General features: G+C 68.7%; 19 protein-coding genes. 2 read left to right on the top strand and 17 right to left on the bottom strand.

From position 1 onward, the window contains the following. Nucleotides 1-2: 2 nt before the first annotated feature. The 7 genes from ACFU4Z_RS23950 to hemL all read right to left on the bottom strand — a co-directional run bounded on the left by ACFU4Z_RS23950 (nt 3) and on the right by hemL (nt 5696). Nucleotides 3-1712 (bottom strand): cytochrome c biogenesis protein ResB, encoded by a 1710-nt coding sequence (locus ACFU4Z_RS23950; RefSeq protein WP_379066641.1) that lies wholly within the window; start codon nt 1710-1712, stop codon nt 3-5. Further along, a complete protein-coding gene (locus ACFU4Z_RS23945) occupies nt 1709-2575 on the bottom strand; it encodes a cytochrome c biogenesis CcdA family protein (RefSeq protein WP_379066639.1) in 867 nt (288 codons plus the stop codon). The genes ACFU4Z_RS23950 and ACFU4Z_RS23945 overlap by 4 nt, the downstream gene beginning before the upstream one ends. Continuing rightward, entirely contained in the window at nt 2572-2808 is a 237-nt protein-coding gene (locus ACFU4Z_RS23940) for a hypothetical protein (RefSeq protein ID WP_379066637.1), read from the bottom strand. The genes ACFU4Z_RS23945 and ACFU4Z_RS23940 overlap by 4 nt, the downstream gene beginning before the upstream one ends. Continuing rightward, a complete protein-coding gene (locus ACFU4Z_RS23935) occupies nt 2805-3038 on the bottom strand; it encodes a hypothetical protein (RefSeq protein ID WP_379066635.1) in 234 nt (77 codons plus the stop codon). Before ACFU4Z_RS23935 ends, ACFU4Z_RS23940 begins: the two co-directional genes overlap by 4 nt. Then, on the bottom strand, nt 3035-3667 hold the full coding sequence (locus ACFU4Z_RS23930; RefSeq protein WP_379066633.1) for a TlpA disulfide reductase family protein: 633 nt from the start codon (nt 3665-3667) through the stop codon (nt 3035-3037). Before ACFU4Z_RS23930 ends, ACFU4Z_RS23935 begins: the two co-directional genes overlap by 4 nt. Beyond that, a complete protein-coding gene (locus tag ACFU4Z_RS23925; protein WP_328412439.1) occupies nt 3664-4281 on the bottom strand; it encodes a histidine phosphatase family protein in 618 nt (205 codons plus the stop codon). Before ACFU4Z_RS23925 ends, ACFU4Z_RS23930 begins: the two co-directional genes overlap by 4 nt. 77 nt (nt 4282-4358) lie before the next feature. Further along, nucleotides 4359-5696 carry a glutamate-1-semialdehyde 2,1-aminomutase gene (hemL, locus tag ACFU4Z_RS23920; RefSeq protein WP_379066631.1) on the bottom strand — a complete coding sequence of 446 codons (1338 nt, stop codon included), beginning with the start codon at nt 5694-5696 and terminating at the stop codon, nt 4359-4361. Nucleotides 5697-5911: 215 nt separating this feature from the next. On the opposite strand from hemL, the gene ACFU4Z_RS23915 reads away from it, so the two are divergent. Beyond that, nucleotides 5912-6295 (top strand): hypothetical protein, encoded by a 384-nt coding sequence (locus tag ACFU4Z_RS23915; RefSeq protein ID WP_379066629.1) that lies wholly within the window; start codon nt 5912-5914, stop codon nt 6293-6295. 37 nt (nt 6296-6332) lie between these two features. Here the strand turns inward: ACFU4Z_RS23915 and ACFU4Z_RS23910 are convergent, their stop codons facing one another. The 5 genes from ACFU4Z_RS23910 to hemB all read right to left on the bottom strand — a co-directional run bounded on the left by ACFU4Z_RS23910 (nt 6333) and on the right by hemB (nt 9730). Next, nucleotides 6333-6560: a hypothetical protein gene (locus tag ACFU4Z_RS23910; RefSeq protein WP_379066627.1), complete on the bottom strand. Its 228-nt coding sequence runs from the start codon at nt 6558-6560 to the stop codon at nt 6333-6335. A gap of 464 nt (nt 6561-7024) precedes the next feature. Continuing rightward, on the bottom strand, nt 7025-7285 hold the full coding sequence (locus ACFU4Z_RS23905) for a hypothetical protein (RefSeq protein WP_379066625.1): 261 nt from the start codon (nt 7283-7285) through the stop codon (nt 7025-7027). Further along, nucleotides 7282-7893: a hypothetical protein gene (locus ACFU4Z_RS23900; protein WP_379066623.1), complete on the bottom strand. Its 612-nt coding sequence runs from the start codon at nt 7891-7893 to the stop codon at nt 7282-7284. Before ACFU4Z_RS23900 ends, ACFU4Z_RS23905 begins: the two co-directional genes overlap by 4 nt. Nucleotides 7894-8228: 335 nt before the next feature. Next, nucleotides 8229-8756: a hypothetical protein gene (locus ACFU4Z_RS23895; protein WP_379066621.1), complete on the bottom strand. Its 528-nt coding sequence runs from the start codon at nt 8754-8756 to the stop codon at nt 8229-8231. Next, nucleotides 8753-9730 (bottom strand): porphobilinogen synthase, encoded by a 978-nt coding sequence (gene hemB, locus ACFU4Z_RS23890; protein ID WP_379066619.1) that lies wholly within the window; start codon nt 9728-9730, stop codon nt 8753-8755. Before hemB ends, ACFU4Z_RS23895 begins: the two co-directional genes overlap by 4 nt. A 173-nt stretch (nt 9731-9903) precedes the next feature. Between hemB and ACFU4Z_RS23885 the strand changes: the two genes are divergently transcribed. Continuing rightward, entirely contained in the window at nt 9904-10188 is a 285-nt protein-coding gene (locus ACFU4Z_RS23885; protein ID WP_379066617.1) for a hypothetical protein, read from the top strand. Between the two features lie 88 nt (nt 10189-10276). Here the strand turns inward: ACFU4Z_RS23885 and ACFU4Z_RS23880 are convergent, their stop codons facing one another. From ACFU4Z_RS23880 to ACFU4Z_RS23860, 5 genes are all read right to left on the bottom strand, one after another. Then, a complete protein-coding gene (locus tag ACFU4Z_RS23880; protein ID WP_379066615.1) occupies nt 10277-11842 on the bottom strand; it encodes a uroporphyrinogen-III synthase in 1566 nt (521 codons plus the stop codon). Then, a complete protein-coding gene (gene hemC / locus ACFU4Z_RS23875) occupies nt 11839-12903 on the bottom strand; it encodes a hydroxymethylbilane synthase (protein ID WP_379066613.1) in 1065 nt (354 codons plus the stop codon). The genes ACFU4Z_RS23880 and hemC overlap by 4 nt, the downstream gene beginning before the upstream one ends. Then, nucleotides 12900-14417, bottom strand: a complete 1518-nt coding sequence (locus tag ACFU4Z_RS23870; RefSeq protein WP_379066611.1) for a glutamyl-tRNA reductase — start codon at nt 14415-14417, stop codon at nt 12900-12902. Before ACFU4Z_RS23870 ends, hemC begins: the two co-directional genes overlap by 4 nt. After that, nucleotides 14414-15211, bottom strand: a complete 798-nt coding sequence (locus ACFU4Z_RS23865; RefSeq protein ID WP_379066609.1) for a redox-sensing transcriptional repressor Rex — start codon at nt 15209-15211, stop codon at nt 14414-14416. The genes ACFU4Z_RS23870 and ACFU4Z_RS23865 overlap by 4 nt, the downstream gene beginning before the upstream one ends. 248 nt (nt 15212-15459) lie before the next feature. Next, on the bottom strand, nt 15460-15720 hold the full coding sequence (locus ACFU4Z_RS23860) for a glutaredoxin family protein (protein WP_379066607.1): 261 nt from the start codon (nt 15718-15720) through the stop codon (nt 15460-15462). Nucleotides 15721-15829: the final 109 nt, after the last annotated feature.

Here is a 15829-nt window from a genome sequence, read left to right as displayed (position 1 = left end):
GGTCACTCTCCCGTGTTCTCGGTGCCGGACTGCTGATCCAGCAGGCGCGCACGCAGTGTGTCGAACTCGCTACCCCAGCCGGCCTGATCGGTCCGTGCGAGCCCGCCCATCTCTACTACGGTGCGTCGTTGGTCAACGGTACCGGCTTCGGCATCGGCGGGGTAGACACGGATCCAGATGCGCCGCCGCTTCACCAGCAGCGAAACGAGCAGCCCCGCCATCATGGCCAGCGCGCTCACCAGCACCCACTGCTGCGCGGGATCGTGCGACACCTGCAGGTTCACGAATTCCTGTGCGCCGTCGAAGGTCACCTTGGCGCCATTGGACAGGGTGGTGGATTCGCCGGGGCGCAAGTTCACCCTGGCCTCCTTGGTCAGCCTGCCCTGTTTGATCTGCTCGGCGTCGAGGGAGAACAGCGACTGCGGCTTACCGGTGTCGAGGCCGGTGTCGCCGCGATAGACGTCCACCGCGACAGCTGGATCGTTCATGACGGGAAACGACGAGGTCAGCAGGTTTCCGTGGAGCAGAGCGGTCGGCGCGAACAGGCCCTCTACGGCGATCTGATTCTTGCGGCGCTCGGCCTCGGTGGCGTACATGCCGCCGGGCGGATCGATCCGCAGCACGCCGCTGGACAGGAAGGTCCGTGCGTCGTCGGGACGCCACTGGACGGTCTCGGTCCTGGTCTGCCCGTTCGGGAAGGTGACGGTGAACGTCGGCGCGAACCCGTGCCCTTGCAGGTACAGCCGGTCACCGGCGACGCGCAGCGGGTGGTTCACCTGGATCGTGCTGGTGCGCCAGGTGTCGGTCTGGAGGTCGGCGCCGGCCTGGTACTCGATGTTCGAGGTGAACATCTCGGCCTGGCCGTTCTGCAGGTATTCGGCCTCGAAGTCCTTGACCCGCACGCAGATCGGGGCCATGCCGGTGCCGTCGTTCACATTGCCCGCGCGGAACGAGTCGAACACCGCGGGCGAGGTAGTGCAGAAGCCGGGACCGTTGTTCGCGATGACGATGACGCTGCCCTCGTAACCGAACAGCTTGCCGACCGCGATGGCGACCAGCAGCCCGACCAGAGCCAGATGGAAGACGAGATTGCCCAGCTCGCGGGTGTACCCCTTCTCGGCCGAAAGCGTGATCTCCCCGTCCCGCTCGATGCTTCGCTCGCCGGGCCCCGCGTGGTCGGGCAGGCTACCGCCTGCGGGCCTGACGCTCCCACCCTCGCGCACCTCGGTGCGCCAGCCGCGCAACTGCCGACGGGCATGCGCGATCACCTCGTCGGCAGATCGCTCGACGGTATCGGCGTAGTGGTGCGGCAGCCTGGCCAGATTGCGCGGTGCGCGCACCGGCGGTGTGCGCAGCGCCCGGTAGTGGTCGAACACGCGCGGCAGGATGCAGCCGACCAGCGAAATGAACAGCAGCACATAGACGGCCGTGAACCAGAAGCTGGAGAACACGTCGAACAGCTCGAACCGGTCCATCCACGGCCCGAGTGTCGGCCGGTCGGCGATGTACTGGGCGACCTTCTGCTCGTTGAGGCTGCGCTGCGGCAGCAGCGCGCCGGGGATCGCGGCCAACGCGAGCAGGAACAGCAGCACCAGCGCGGTGCGCATGCTGGTGAGCCCGCGCCAGGTGTTGCGCACCAGCGCCAACGCCCGGCCGGGCAGCGGCTGGCGCGGCGGAGTGTGCGGAGCCTCCGGTCTGTCGATCACGGTCATATCGGTAGCGTCACCTCGGAGACGAACGCGTCGCGAACCCAGGCGACGAACTGGTCCCACGCGCCGGTGACCAGCGCGACGCCGACCGCGACGAGCAGGATGCCCCCGATGATCTGGATGGTGCGGGAATTGCGGCGCAGCCACCCGACGCCGCGCAGCGCGCTCGCCGAACCGAAGGCGAGGATCACGAACGGCAGGCCGAGGCCGAGGCAGTAGGCGACGATCAGCGTCACCCCGCGCACCGCGGTCGCCCCGTCGGTGCCCGCGGACACCGCCATCACCCCGGACAGGGTCGGCCCGAGGCACGGCGTCCACCCCAGCGCGAACACCGCGCCGAGCAGCGGCGCGCCCGCGATGCTCGTCAGCCTGCGCGGCTCCATCCTGGTGTCGCGCTGCAATGCGGGCACCAGGCCGATGAACACCAGGCCCATCAGGATGGTGACCACACCGCCGATGCGTTGCAGCAGTTCACGATTCACGTTCAGCGTCTGGATCACGCCGAAGACCGTCGCGGTGGCGAGCACGAACACCACAGTGAATCCGGCGACGAACAAACCGGCCGCGCCCGCGACCCGCATCCGGCCACCGCGCGCCACCTGCGGTGACGACACGACGGCCCGATCGGCAACCGCCACCGAACCGGCCTTACCACCGCGACCTTTGGCTTCGGCGGCGGTGACCGGCGGCGCCTCGGCACCGACCAGCCCAGCCAGATACGACAAATACCCGGGCACCAGCGGCACCACACACGGTGAAGCGAACGACACGAGTCCCGCCAGCATGCAGGCGCCGAGCGCGAGCAGCAGCGGTCCGGTCGCCGCCGTCTGCTGGAACGACTCCCCCACTCCGGCAAGCACGATCACGCCGACTCCGCTCCTCGCGGATCGCCTGCGGTCGCCTGCTCGGAAGCGGGCACAGCGGAGACCGTCGGCGCATCGTCGCGCGCGACATCCCGCAACGATTCCGCCGCGGCACTGCGCGGCACCATCGCGACACCGGCCCAGCGGTCATCCACCCGCCAGGTGCCGCGAACAAGCCGGGCGGCCTGCCGCGGACGACAGGCGCGACGCCCGCGCATCCGGCGATCGCCGTTCACGACTGCCCCTCCTCGGCCTGCTCCGTGTCGCCGCGCACCGGCACCTGCCGTTCGGTGTCCGAGGGCGCCGGGTCGAGCTCGCCCCAGCTGACATCCATCATCGATGCCGCGGCGGCGCTGCGCGGCACCGAGGCCACACCCGCCCAGCGATCGTCGACGGTCCATGTTCCACGGATGAGTCGGGCGGCCTGCCGCGGGCGACAGGCGCGCGGGCTGCGGGTGCGATTCACTGAGAGTCCTCTGTGGCGATACGTTCGAGTACGGGCTGGAGATCCTCGGCCAGGAGCGACCGGAGGAAAACGGCGGCGACACGATGCTGACGATCCAGAACGAGCGTCGTCGGGATGACGCTGGTCGGGAAGTCGCCGCCGAGGGCGAGCAGCGTGCGCATGGACGGGTCGTAGATCGACCGATAGCCGATCTTGTTGTCCACCACGAAATCCTGAGCCTTGTCCTGCTGCGGATCACGAACGTTGATGCCGAGGAAAACGACACCCTTGTCCTTGGTCGCCTCGAAGGCCTTTTCCAGGGCGGGAGCCTCGGCGCGGCACGGCCCGCACCACTGCCCCCAGAGATTGAGCACGACCACCTTGCCTGCGAAATCCTCGACCGAGGTGGTTTTGCCTGCGGTCATCAGGTCGGGGCCTGCCAGCGTGCCGATGGTGCCCCGCGCGCTCGGCGGGTCGTAGAAGATGTCGGTTTTGCCACCGGGCGAGACGAACTCGAAGGTGCCGCCGGAGGCCACCGCGTCTGTCCCGGTCGAGCAGCCTGCCAGCGCGGCGACGAGGCACACGCAGGCGACCAGGACCGGCGCGAGGCGCCGAGCCACGGGCCGGGAGAACGCGGCGGCCGATCTCATGCGCCGTGCACCGTGGGGTCCGAACCGCCCGCGGGCTCGGAGTAGACGATATCGACGAGCGTATCGCCCTGGTACACAAGGGAAGTCAGTGAAGCGAGCGAGCACTGCCGGTGCCGGGGATCGTGCCAGAGCCGCTGCCCCTGCAGGAATCGGCGCAGCGTCCACACCGGTAGCTGATGGGAGACCAGCACGGCCTCGTGTCCGGCCGCCTCGACCCGCGCCTTGTTCACCGCCGCCAGCATCCGGTGCGCGATCTGCAGGTACGGCTCGCCCCAAGACGGCGTGAACGGATCGCGCAGCTTCCACCAGTGCCGCGGCTTGCGCAGTGCGCCGTCACCGACCGACACCCGGAGGCCCTCGAAGGTGTTGCCCGCTTCGATGAGGTTCTCGTCGGTCCGCACGATCAGGTCGTGCTGCGCGGCGATCGGCTCGGCGGTCTCCTGCGCGCGCTGCAGCGGCGAGGCGATCACCAGCGAGATGTCGTGATCGGACAGCGCCCGCGCGACCGCGCCGGCCTGCGCGCGTCCGGTCACCGAAAGCTGGAAGCCGGGCAGCCTGCCGTAGAGGATGCCCTTCGGGTTGTGCACCTCGCCGTGGCGCAGCACGTGCACGATGGTCTCGACGCCGGGATCGCTATCGGCGGCGGCTGGTGTTTCGCGCTCTTCGGAATCTGGCTGATCGGGGTCGGAACTCACGCGCGGGATCCTTCGGGTGTGGCGGCCGCGGCCGCATGTGCGGCGGCGGGCAGGGCAGCGGCAATACGGTCGAACGCGTCCTCGTCGAGCGCCGCGGAAACGAACCAGGCCTCGAACGCGCTCGGCGGCGCGTACACGCCGCCGTCGAGCAAGGCGTGGAAGAAGGCGGGGAAACGCCAGGTCTGGCTGGCCTTGGCGGCGGCGTAGTCGATGACCGGACGGTCGGCGAAGAACACGCTCACCATATTGCCCGCGAACTGCACCTGATGCTCGACCCCCGCGGCAGTGAGGGCCTCGGTGAACAGGCCGCCGAGCCGTTCGGCATTGCGGTCGAGCGCGGCGTACACCGCATCGTCGGCGGCGCGCAGCGTGGCCAGGCCCGCCGCGACGGCGACGGGGTTACCGGAGAGCGTGCCCGCCTGGTACACCGGGCCGAGCGGGGCCAGATGATTCATGATCTCGGCGCGACCGCCGAACGCGGCTGCGGGCAGGCCGCCGCTCATCACCTTGCCGAAGGTGTAGAGGTCACCGGCGACGCCCTCGCGGCCGAACCAGCCTGCGCGGCTGATCCGGAATCCGGTCATCACCTCGTCCATGATCAGCAGCGCGCCGTGCTGTTCGGTCAAGGCGCGCAGGCCCGCGTTGAACCCGGGCAATGGCGCGACCGCACCCATATTGCCCGCGGCCGCCTCGGTGATCACACAGGCGATCTCGCCGGGATTCGCCGCGAACGCGGCGGTGACGGCGTCGATGTCGTTGTAGGGCAGCACGATGGTGTCGCCGGCCTGCGCGCCGGTGACACCCGGCGAGGTCGGCAGGCCGAGCGTGGCGACACCGGACCCGGCGTCGGCGAGCAGCGCGTCCACGTGCCCGTGGTAGCAGCCGGAGAATTTGATGATCTTCGCGCGACCGGTGTAGCCGCGGGCCAGCCGCACCGCGCTCATGGTGGCCTCGGTGCCGGAGTTCACCAACCGGACCCGCTGCACCGGCGCGACCCGTTCGGCGATCAGTTCGGCGAGTTCGATCTCGGCCTCGGTCGGCGCGCCGAAGGACAGCCCGCCGGTCGCGGCGCGCTGCACGGCGTCGACCACCGCGGGGTGCGCGTGGCCGAGAATCATCGGCCCCCACGAACACACCAGGTCGACGTACTCGTTGCCGTCGGCGTCGACGAGGGTGTAGCCGTTGGCGGAAGCGATGAATCGCGGTGTGCCACCAACGGACTTGAACGCCCGCACCGGGGAGTTCACACCACCGGGGATCACCGAACTCGCCCGTTGGAAGAGCTGAGCGGAAACCGGCACCGATGACCTGGTCGCGCGCGGAGAAGAACTCACGACGTCCAGTCTCTCAGCCCGATCCGATCGAGTCGACGACAGGGTGTAGTGGAGTGATCCACACCGCAGCGCGTGCCGCGCGGCGACGCGGCGCTTCTGCGCAACACGCCGAGCAGGTTTCTTCGAATATCGGTCGCCAAATGATTGCTGATGCGTAATCTCGGTGCGTCTCACACCACATTCGGGCACCATCTACCAGTAAGAAGGGTCTGTCTATGCGGTTTGCCGTCTTCACCGCCGCGGTTCTCGCCGCCTGCACCACCGCCGCCGCACTGCTCGGCGCGGGAACCGCCGCCGCCGTGGAACCGATCGGACAGCCGGACCGAGTCGGCGTGCGTCTGAGCCACCAGGAGACCACGGCCATCGCCGACGGGCCGCTGCCCGCACTGGTCTCCATGCTCGTGCCGCCGAACCGGATCGGCGCGGGCCTGAAGAGCGATACTCGGATCTATCACGACGACAGCGGCAACGTCCATGCCTCGCTGCGCCAGGTCATGGTGGAGGCCGCAAGTCACCCTGACGGCACCATCACCGTGTACCTCAACGCCCCCGGCACCCGCGACGGTCGCGTGCTGGACATCTATCAGCAGTGGAACTGAGCGCGCGCCGGTCACGCACTCGAGCCGGGTTTCCGGCTCAGGTGTACATGCACGGCACCGAGGCCGAGATGGTGTGCAGCTGGCACATGATCCCGTTGTAGATGCCCGCGGAGCCGGTCTCAGGGGCGAAGACCGGCTCGACCTCGGCGGTCTCGACCGCGGTGGGCTCCAGCGGCAATGTGGTGGCGCCCGCAGGCGCGGCGCCGATCCCGATCGCGGCGGCGATGGCCACCCCGGCACCCAGCTTTCCAGCAAATCCGATCACAAGCATTCCTTTATCGACGCACTCTGAATTACAGCGAAATCTTAACGGCCACACAAAGATTCGCCATATCCAGCGTAGTGCGCCGCCCTGCCGCTCACTGCAGCCGTGGCTGCACGTGCACGGTAACCGAGTCGGCGGTTGCGCGCCAGAGCGTGCCGCATCAGGTGATCCGGCACAGAACCCAGCCGAGCCGGTGCTCGGCGGAGAGGCCAACGGCGCGGGCAGCAGCAATGCCCGCGGGGTGGCGACGAACGCCGGCGCCACCAGAGCGGGCGGAACCGGCGCGACCTCGGCGGAGTCGGCAGCGGCGGGAGCCGTGGTGGCGACACCGACCGTGCCGCCTGCCACGACCTCCAGGACGATCTTCCTAGCGTGGCTTGTCGGCTTCATTGCTTCGATGTCCCGCGATCGGCGCGGTGAAACAGTGGCGGCGGCGGTGATCGCCGGTGGTTGCTCGGGCTCGGTCAGACCCGGGCCGAGGGACGCTCGGCGCCGACGCGCAACGCCCGTGCGCCCGCGTCGATGCCTACGACACCGGCTGTCGCGACCAGGAAAGCCGCCAGGAGCAACCATGGACCGACATAGCGGGTCGCGGTGTGGGCCGGGATGTCGCCTGTGGCCGCGAATGACGTGGTGACCAACCCGTTTCGCCAACTGAGCACCGCAACGACCAGGCACAGCACCACGACGACGACCTCACCGAACACTACGATTTCTCGCCTCAACGATCCGCTCCGTTCTCGCTGTGCCGGTCATCGGTGCCGCCGGGGTCTTCGGCGCCATCGGCTCCATCGACGCTATCGGCTCCATCGACGCTCTCGGCAATGCCTTCGGTGGCGTCGATGCCTGCGGTGCCGCGCCGCCGGTCGAGCGCCTCGGTGAGCGCGGCCCGCAATCCACGGTGATCTTTGGCCCAGGCCTGCACGAAGCTACCGTCGACCAGCCGCAGTCCGATCCCGCTACGGCGGCGCGGCACCCCGCTCAGCTCGCCGAGCGCCCGCGCCGACTCCCAATCCTCCTCGTCCCAGGAGTCCTCGTCGCGCTCGGGGAGCACCGCGGCGACGGCACTCAGCGGGAGCGTCTCGGTGCCCTCGCGCAGGAGGCCGTCGGTGAGTTCGACGCTCACATGACGTCGACCCGCGATCACCTGCAGCACAACGAAACCCACGATCAGCGCCGCGCAGAAAATCAAGGCGAACCAGTGCACCGCACTGGCGGTCACCACTTCGATGAAAAGAATGATCAGGCACAGACCAGGCCCGTAGGACACTGCGCGCCAGCGCGCGCCGGGTTCGGCGAACAGGATGCCGGAACCATCCGCCACATCGCTCACGTCCCGCTCCCGGTCGCCCCGATCACGCCGACGGGGAAGACCATCGAACGCGGGCGAATCAGCCGACGAAGCCGGGAATCAGCAGTACTGCGACGGTGAGCACACCGAACAGAATCAGCAGGCTGAGGACGAGCAATTCTCGCCGAATGCTCTGCGGCTGTTGGATAACCACACGCATCTATGCCTCCGATCCCCCGGAGCCATCTGATCAACGCACTCACGAAACGCGAATGAACGCCTGACAAGCAACTACCGGTTCCCAAGTCCACTGTGACAACCCTCACGATACATGCTGGCGTTTCCCCGACCAATTCGGCGCCTGCTCGACCGCCCGTTCACCTGCGCTTCAGCTGGAAGTACGCGGTCGAGTCCGGACGGTGACTCAGGTAGATCGCGCCCGCCGCGAGCACGCCCTGCACGATGCCCGCGCCGCCCGCCACCAGCGAGGCCGCGCCCGCGGTCCCCGAACCGAGCGCGAACATGGTGCCGACCGCCGTGAGCGCCAGCCAGACGCCGACGAAGGTCAGCAGCGTTCGCGCCCACAGCTTGCCGAGGAACAGTTGGTGCGCGAGCACCAGTGCGACCGCCGCGATGGTGAGGCCGAGTAGCACCGCGACCACGTACGCCAAAGACACCATCAGGTCGGCGGTGGCCATGGTGAATTTCGGATCGCTCTCCTGCATCTGGTCGAGCATCTGCTTGGCGAATTCGTGCCGATTCCGCATCGCGGCCAGCATCGAGCCCGCCAGTTGCACAATGCCGAAACCGATAACGCCCCACCATAATTGACGTGCGGTCCGGATATCCTCCGGCGGTGCGGGCGGCTGCGGCACAACGCCCATCGGGCCTATCGGGTTCGTCACGACAGCCAGTGTGCGGCCTCGGTTGCCCAGTAGGTGAGCACGATGTCCGCACCCGCCCGCCGGATGCCGAGCAACGACTCCATGATCGCGCCCCTGCGGTCGATCCAGCCGCGCTGGGCAGCGGCGGTGATCATCGCGTACTCGCCGGAGATCTGGTACGCGGCGACCGGAACCGACGAGCGGTCGGCGACATCGCGCAGGATGTCCAGGTAGGACATCGCTGGCTTCACCATCACGATGTCGGCGCCCTCCGCCAGATCCAGCTCGAGCTCCCGGATCGCCTCCTTGCGGTTGGCCGGATCCTGTTGGTAGGTGCGCCGGTCGCCCTCCAGCGAGGAGCCGACGGCCTCGCGGAACGGGCCGTAGAAGGCCGAGGCGTACTTGGCGGCGTAGGCGAGGATGCCGGTGTCGGTGTGCCCGACCGCGTCCAGCCCGCGCCGGATCGCGCCGACCTGGCCGTCCATCATCCCGCTGGTGCCGAGCAGGTCGGCGCCGGAGTCCGCTTGCGCGAGCGCCATCTCCACATAGCGATGCAGAGTCGCGTCGTTGTCGACGGCGCCGTTCGGGGCGAGCACGCCGCAGTGGCCGTGATCGGTGAACTCGTCGAGACAGGTGTCGGCCATGACCACCGTCGAGCCGCCCACCTCATCGGCCAGCGCGCGCAGGCCCCGGTTGAGGATGCCGTCCGGATCGCTGGCCTTGCTGCCGGTGGCGTCCTTGTCCTCCGAACGCGGCACCCCGAACAGCATGAGCCCGCCGACACCCGCGGTCACCGCCTCGACGGCGGCCTTGCGCAGCGAATCCATCGAATGCTGCATCACCCCCGGCATCGAACTGATTTCCCGCGGTTCTTCCAGGCCATCGGCCACGAACATCGGCAGCACCAATTGCCGTGGCTGCAGAGTCGTTTCGGCCACGAGGCGGCGCAGAGCGGGAGTACGGCGTAACCGCCGCGGGCGGTCCATTCCGGTCATGAACCGCACGATACGCCTGCCGTCTCCAGGGTGTTTCAGCGGCGCTCTTCCCACTACCGCGCCGACCACGAAAGTCCTTGTGGCCAGCGGTTTTTGTCGGTGCCCAGAGGTAGAATCGAAGAAGTGTTCGAGAGATTCGCACTCGAAAACGCACCACTACGGGAGGACTGGCGATGCCCGCTACCGCACCCAAGTCGAAGACCGTCATCATCGACCGGCCCTATGTTCCGCTGCAGAAGCGGCCGCTGCCCACAGGCCGCCCACGCAAGTGGTACGTCAGCCACAACCGCAGGCTCAAGGCCATGCGACTGACCATCGCGCTGCTGGACTCGGGGATCTACCTCCCGAGCCAAGCGAGCAACGAGCGTATTCGGCGCACCGCGGAACTCATCGATATCCGCCCACCGTCGGACACCACCTGCAGGCTGGTGCGCACCCTGATGCGCTACAGCCGCTGATCCCGCCGAGCTGCCCGGCGTTCGACCCGGCGGCCGGTGGAAAAACGAAACGCCCACAGCGTGGTGGGCGTTTCGTCCGGCAATCCGGTTACCGGCTGCGGCGGCTCTTCTTACGCGGCGGCGGCAGCAGACCCTCGGCGCGCAGCCGTGCGGCGTGCTCGGCGAGCGCCTCGACCAGCGGGCCGACCTGAGCGACCTCCGGCTGCACGTCGACGCGCAGACCGAATTCGATGGCGGTCTCGGCCGTCTTCGGGCCGATGCAGGCGACGATGGTGCGGGCATGCGGCTTACCCGCGATGCCGACCAGGTTGCGCACCGTCGAGGACGAGGTGAACAGGACCGCGTCGAAACCGCCGGTCTTGATCATCTCGCGGGTCTCGGCGGGCGGCGGCGACGCGCGCACGGTCCGGTAGGCGGTGACATCGTCGATCTCCCAGCCGCGGTCGCGCAGACCCTCGGCGAGAGTTTCGGTGGCAATGTCCGCGCGCGGCAACAGCACTCGGTTCACCGGATCGAAAACGTCGTCGTAGGGCGGGAAGTCTGCGAGCAGGCCCTCCGAGGACTGCTCACCGCTCGGGACCAGCTCCGGGTTGATGCCGAACGAGCGCACCTTTTCCGCGGTGGCCTCGCCGACACAGGCGATCTTCACACCGGAGAACGCCCGCGCGTCCAAGCCGAATTCGGCGAACTTCTCCCACACCGCGCGCACCGCGTTGGTGGAGGTGAACACCACCCACTGGTAGCGGCCGTCGACGAGACCCTTGACCGCCCGCTCCATCTGGGCGGGACTGCGCGGCGGCTCGACCGCGATGGTCGGCACCTCCATCGGGATGGCGCCGTGCGTCACCAGCCGCTCGCTCATCTCGCCTGCCTGGTCCTTGGTGCGCGGCACGAGCACGGTCCAGCCGTACAGCGCGCGCGACTCCCACCACGACATCTTCGAACGATGCGCGACCACCTTGCCGATGGTCACCACCAGCGGGCCGACCAGCTCGGAGGCGGCGCTGTTGAGCGTGGCGAGGGTCGCCTCGATGGTGCGCTGCTGGCGCGTGGTGCCGCGCACGGTCACCGCGACCGGGGTCTGCGGCGCCATGCCGTGTTCGACGAGGGCGCTGGCGGTTTCGGCCAGGTGCCCCGAGGACGCGTGCAGCACCAGCGGGCCGGGCGCGGCCGCGAGTGCGGCCCAGTCGACCTCGCCGCGCACGTCGGCCTCAGTGTGCCCGGACCCGAGCGCGATGCCCGCGTAGCTCGGCACCGCCGAGCCGCCGGGCAGACCGGGCAGCACCTCGAAGACCATGTGCGACCTGGTCACCGCGGTGACCTCGGCGATTACGGCATCGGTGGTCAGCGGATCGCCGGAGACGACGCGGACCACGTCATGACCGTTGCGGGCCTCGGCGATCAGCGTCTTGGCCACCTCGGCGGGTTCGCCGAGCGCCGGACGCACATCGACGGGACGCTCGCCGTCCTGATCCGCCGCAACGGCGGTCCCGATGAGGGCGAGCACGCCCTTGTCCACATCGGGATCGGTGAACGCCAGCGTCGCCCGGCCGAGCACCTCACGGGCGCGCACTGTCAGCAATGCCGGGTCGCCGGGACCCGACCCGACGAAAAGGATTCGACCGGGATGCTTCTTGGTAGCTCGGCTGCTCATCGGCTGTTCTCCATTGGGCTGGGATCGACAAAGTCTGTGGCGGGCGGATTCACCGCCTGTGTGGGGGAACCGGGCACCTCCGGTTCCACGCTGGTGAGCAGCTCACGCGCGCCGAGCTCCAACAGCTCACGGGCAAGTGCTCGACCCAATTCGGCCGCCCGCTCCGGGGCGCCGACCACGGAAGCCCGCAGCACCTCGGAACCGTCGATGGCCGCCGCGCATCCGCGTAGCGAGAGTTCGTCGACAACCCGGCCGTCGTCGTCGAGCGATTCCACGACCTCGGCGAGCGCGCCGATCGGCGCGGTGCAGCCCGCCTCCAGCTCGGCGAGCAGGGCCCGCTCCGCGATGATGGCGGCCCGGGTGGCGGCGTCGTCGAGTCCGGCCAGCACCGCGTGCAATGCGGTGTCGTCGCTGCGGCATTCGACGGCGAGCGCACCCTGCGCAGGAGCGGGCAGCATCTGGACCGGCTCCAGCGCCTCGGTGACGACGTCGAGACGGCCGATTCTGGCGAGCCCCGCTCTAGCGACGACGACCGCGTCGAGCTCGCCCTCGGCGACCTTGCGCAGTCTGGTGTCCAGGTTGCCGCGCAGCGGCACGATGTCGAGACCGAGTCCGAGCGCACGCAACTGCGCCGCGCGCCGCGGCGCGGAGGTGCCGACCCTGGAACCGGCGGGCAGCTCACCGAGCACGAGTCCGTCGCGGGCGACCAGAGCGTCACGCGGATCCTCGCGCACCGGAATGGCGGCGATGGTGAAACGGGGGTCGAGCGCGGTCGGCAGATCCTTGTACGAGTGCACCGCGATATCGATGGATCCGGCGGCCAATTCGTCACGCAGCGCGGAGGTGAACACCCCGACGCCGATCGTCGCGACCGGGTCTGTCGCGTTGTTGTCGCCCGCGGTCTTGATCACGACCAGCTCTGCCGCGTGCCCAGCCGCGATCAGCGCGTCGCGAATTGTGCCCGACTGGGTGAGCGCGAGCAAACTGCCGCGCGTGCCGATCCGCCACGGCGCATGAATGCTGCCTGCGGTCACGTTGTCCTCTTCCTGCACGATGGTCATGCGGACTGCCCCCGTTCTTCGCCGAGGTGGCCTGCCGTGAAGTCGTCGGCCAGCACAATGTCGCCGTCGCCCGCGAACCGGAAGGACCCGTGCTCGCCGCCGATCGCGTTGATCTCCATCGGCGCGGCGACTGCTTGCGCCGCACCAGGTTTGAGCTCGAACAATTCCCGCAGTGCCTCGGCGTAGCTGTCGCCGCCCGGCGTCGAGGCCAGCTGCTTGACCCGCACCGTCGGCGCGTGCAGCAGCTTGTCGACCACGCGGCGCACCGTGCGCGCCACCTCGTCGCGCTCCGGGTCGGCAAGACTCGGCAGCCGGGAATCGAGGCGAAGCAGTTCGGCCTCGACCACCTCGGCCGCGCGCTGCCGCAGTGCGGCCACAGTCGGCGTCACCTCGGCCATCCGCTGGCCGGCAAGGTATTTCGCGAGTTCTTCGGCGACGATCGCGCGGGCGGCGGCGGTGTCGTCGGCAGCGGCTCCGGCCGCGGGGTCACGCTGCAGCGTCTCGATGTCGATCACCGTGATGCCGGGCAGCCCGGCGACCGCGTGCTCGACATCACGGGGCAGGCCGAGGTCGCAGAAGATCAATGGCCGTTCGGCCGAAGCGGATTCGGCGCCGCGTTCGCGGTCGGCGAGGGCGCGGTGGGTGTCGGCCAACGTCACCACGGCGCCGACCGCGCCGGTACAGGTGATCACGACATCGGCGGCGGCCATGGCCTCGGTCAGCCGCGACAGCTCCATCGCCGCCGACTCGACCCCGTAGGACGCCGCGGTCTCCGCGAGCCTGCTGGCGCGCTCGATGGTGCGGTTCACCACGATGATGCGACCGATGCCCGCACGCGAAAGATGCGCCACGGCAAGGCCGCCCATCGCACCGGCGCCGACGACAACGGCGGTCCGGCCCGCCAGCGCGGAATCGGATGAGGCGGCAGCGGGGCCGTCGGTGGTAACCCGGGCCGACGCCTGCGGGCCGTTCGCCGCCGCCCGCAGTACCTGCTGGGCCCGATCCAGCGCCACCGAAACCACCGAAGCGCCCGCTCTGTCGATGCCGGTCTCCGAATGCACCCGCTTGCCGACCCGCAATGCGTGCTGGGCCAGTTCGTGCATGGTCCGGCCGACGGCCTGCTGCGAATCGGCGGAGGCGTAGGCGCTGCGGATCTGGCTGAGCACCTGCTGCTCGCCGATCACCATCGAATCGAGGCCGCTCGCCACCGCGAACAGATGCTCGGCCGCGGCCTCGCTGTAGCGGACGTAGGCGTGCTTGGTCAGATCCGGCAGCGGCAGTCCGGAATGCTTGGTCAGCAGATCGCCGATCTCGGCGAGACCGCCGTGGAAGGCGTCGACCACCGCGTAAACCTCGACCCGGTTGCAGGTGGAGACGATCATCGCTTCGGAAACGTGGCTGGAAGTGAGCATTCGGTCGACCAGCTTCGGGCGGTCGGCATCGGTGATGGCAACCTTCTCCAACACCGAGACGGGAGCGCTCCGATGCGAAATCCCGACCAAAAGAACACTCATGGGGTAACCACCGATCCCTTGCTGCTTGGCTCCGTTGCCGAATGCGAGGTCGAATGCTTGAGCGCCGGATGCGCGCGATGGGTGATGCGGCCCGACACGGCACGTGCCACTTCGGGTAACGCCGGTGCGTTGCGCGAAGCGTCGAAAGAAAGCATCTGCATCTCGACGGCCAGATCCACCCGGCGGACCTCGACGCCGTCCGGCACGGTCAGCTCGCACGGAGCGAAGCTCAGAATCGACTGCAGGCCCGCGCCGACAACGCAATCGCACACCGCCTGCGCCGCGTCGTCGGGAACGGTGATCACCGCGATGGTCGGCTGCAGCATGGTGACGGCCTCGGCGAGTCCGGCGACGTCACGCACCACCAGACCGGCGACCTGCAGGCCGATCACCTCGGGATGACTGTCGAACATGCCGACGACGGTGAACCCGCGGCGCTGGAAACCGCCATAGCCGACCAGAGCCCGGCCCAGATTTCCGGCGCCGACCAGCACCACCCGATGACCCTGCGACAGCCCGAGCACGTCCTCGATCCTGCTGCGCAGCTTCGCCACGTCATAGCCGACACCCCGAACGCCATTGGGCCCGAGGAAGGAAAGGTCCTTGCGCAACTTGGCGGAATTGACACCCGCCGCGACAGCCAGTTCCTCACTCGATACGATGGCAACACTGTCGTCGGCCAACATGGCGAGGACCCGGAGATAGGTGGCAAGCCGCGCAACAGTGGCCTGCGGGATGTCCTTCTGCAGAGCCCTGCCGGAGACGCCGCCTGGCGTCTCATGCTGCTCTGTCACGTCGTCGGCTCCTCGTTCCGGACTGCTCAGGTCCGGTTCGCTGTTCGACCTCTTGCCCGGGGCGGTCCGGTGCCATGATCGAAGTATCGGAATGCTGGGTGTCATTCGCGGTGGGTCCGCAGCCTCGGCATGCGGGTCGCGTGCCACCACCGTAACCGCTTGTGAAGCCCTGCACAAAGTCGGTGAATTTGGCCTCATTTTCCGCCGCGACCAGCAGCGCGGCGGAAACGGACAGGATCAGCTTTCCCTCAGCGGGTCAAATCGGACCGTAAACGGGGCTCGTCGACATCGAAATAGCTGTGCTCACGGCCGTCGAGCAGCACGACGGGCAGCCGGTCGCCGTACTCCGCGCGCAGGCCAGGGTCGGTAACGGCGGCCACGTCGACATCCACCGTCGCGGGCTCGATCCCGAAGTCGGCGCAGATCGCCCGCAGCTGTTCCAGTGCGGTGACACACAGCCCGCAGCCGGATCGTGTCAGCAAAGTCACCGAATGTGTGGGATTGGTCATGACGGATATTAAATCGCCTCGCCACGCCCGGTTCGGTGCGCGCGGTAAGCCCGTGACTGTCACCGCTTCCGGCTACTGTGGACGTGGTTCGCGCGACGGGCGGAGGTAC

The sequence above is a fragment of the Nocardia sp. NPDC057440 genome, from assembly GCF_042802915.1.
GTDB lineage: Bacteria > Actinomycetota > Actinomycetes > Mycobacteriales > Mycobacteriaceae > Nocardia.
The sequence above is the reverse complement of the archived record's forward strand: the minus strand, read 5'-3'. Positions and strand labels throughout refer to the sequence as shown.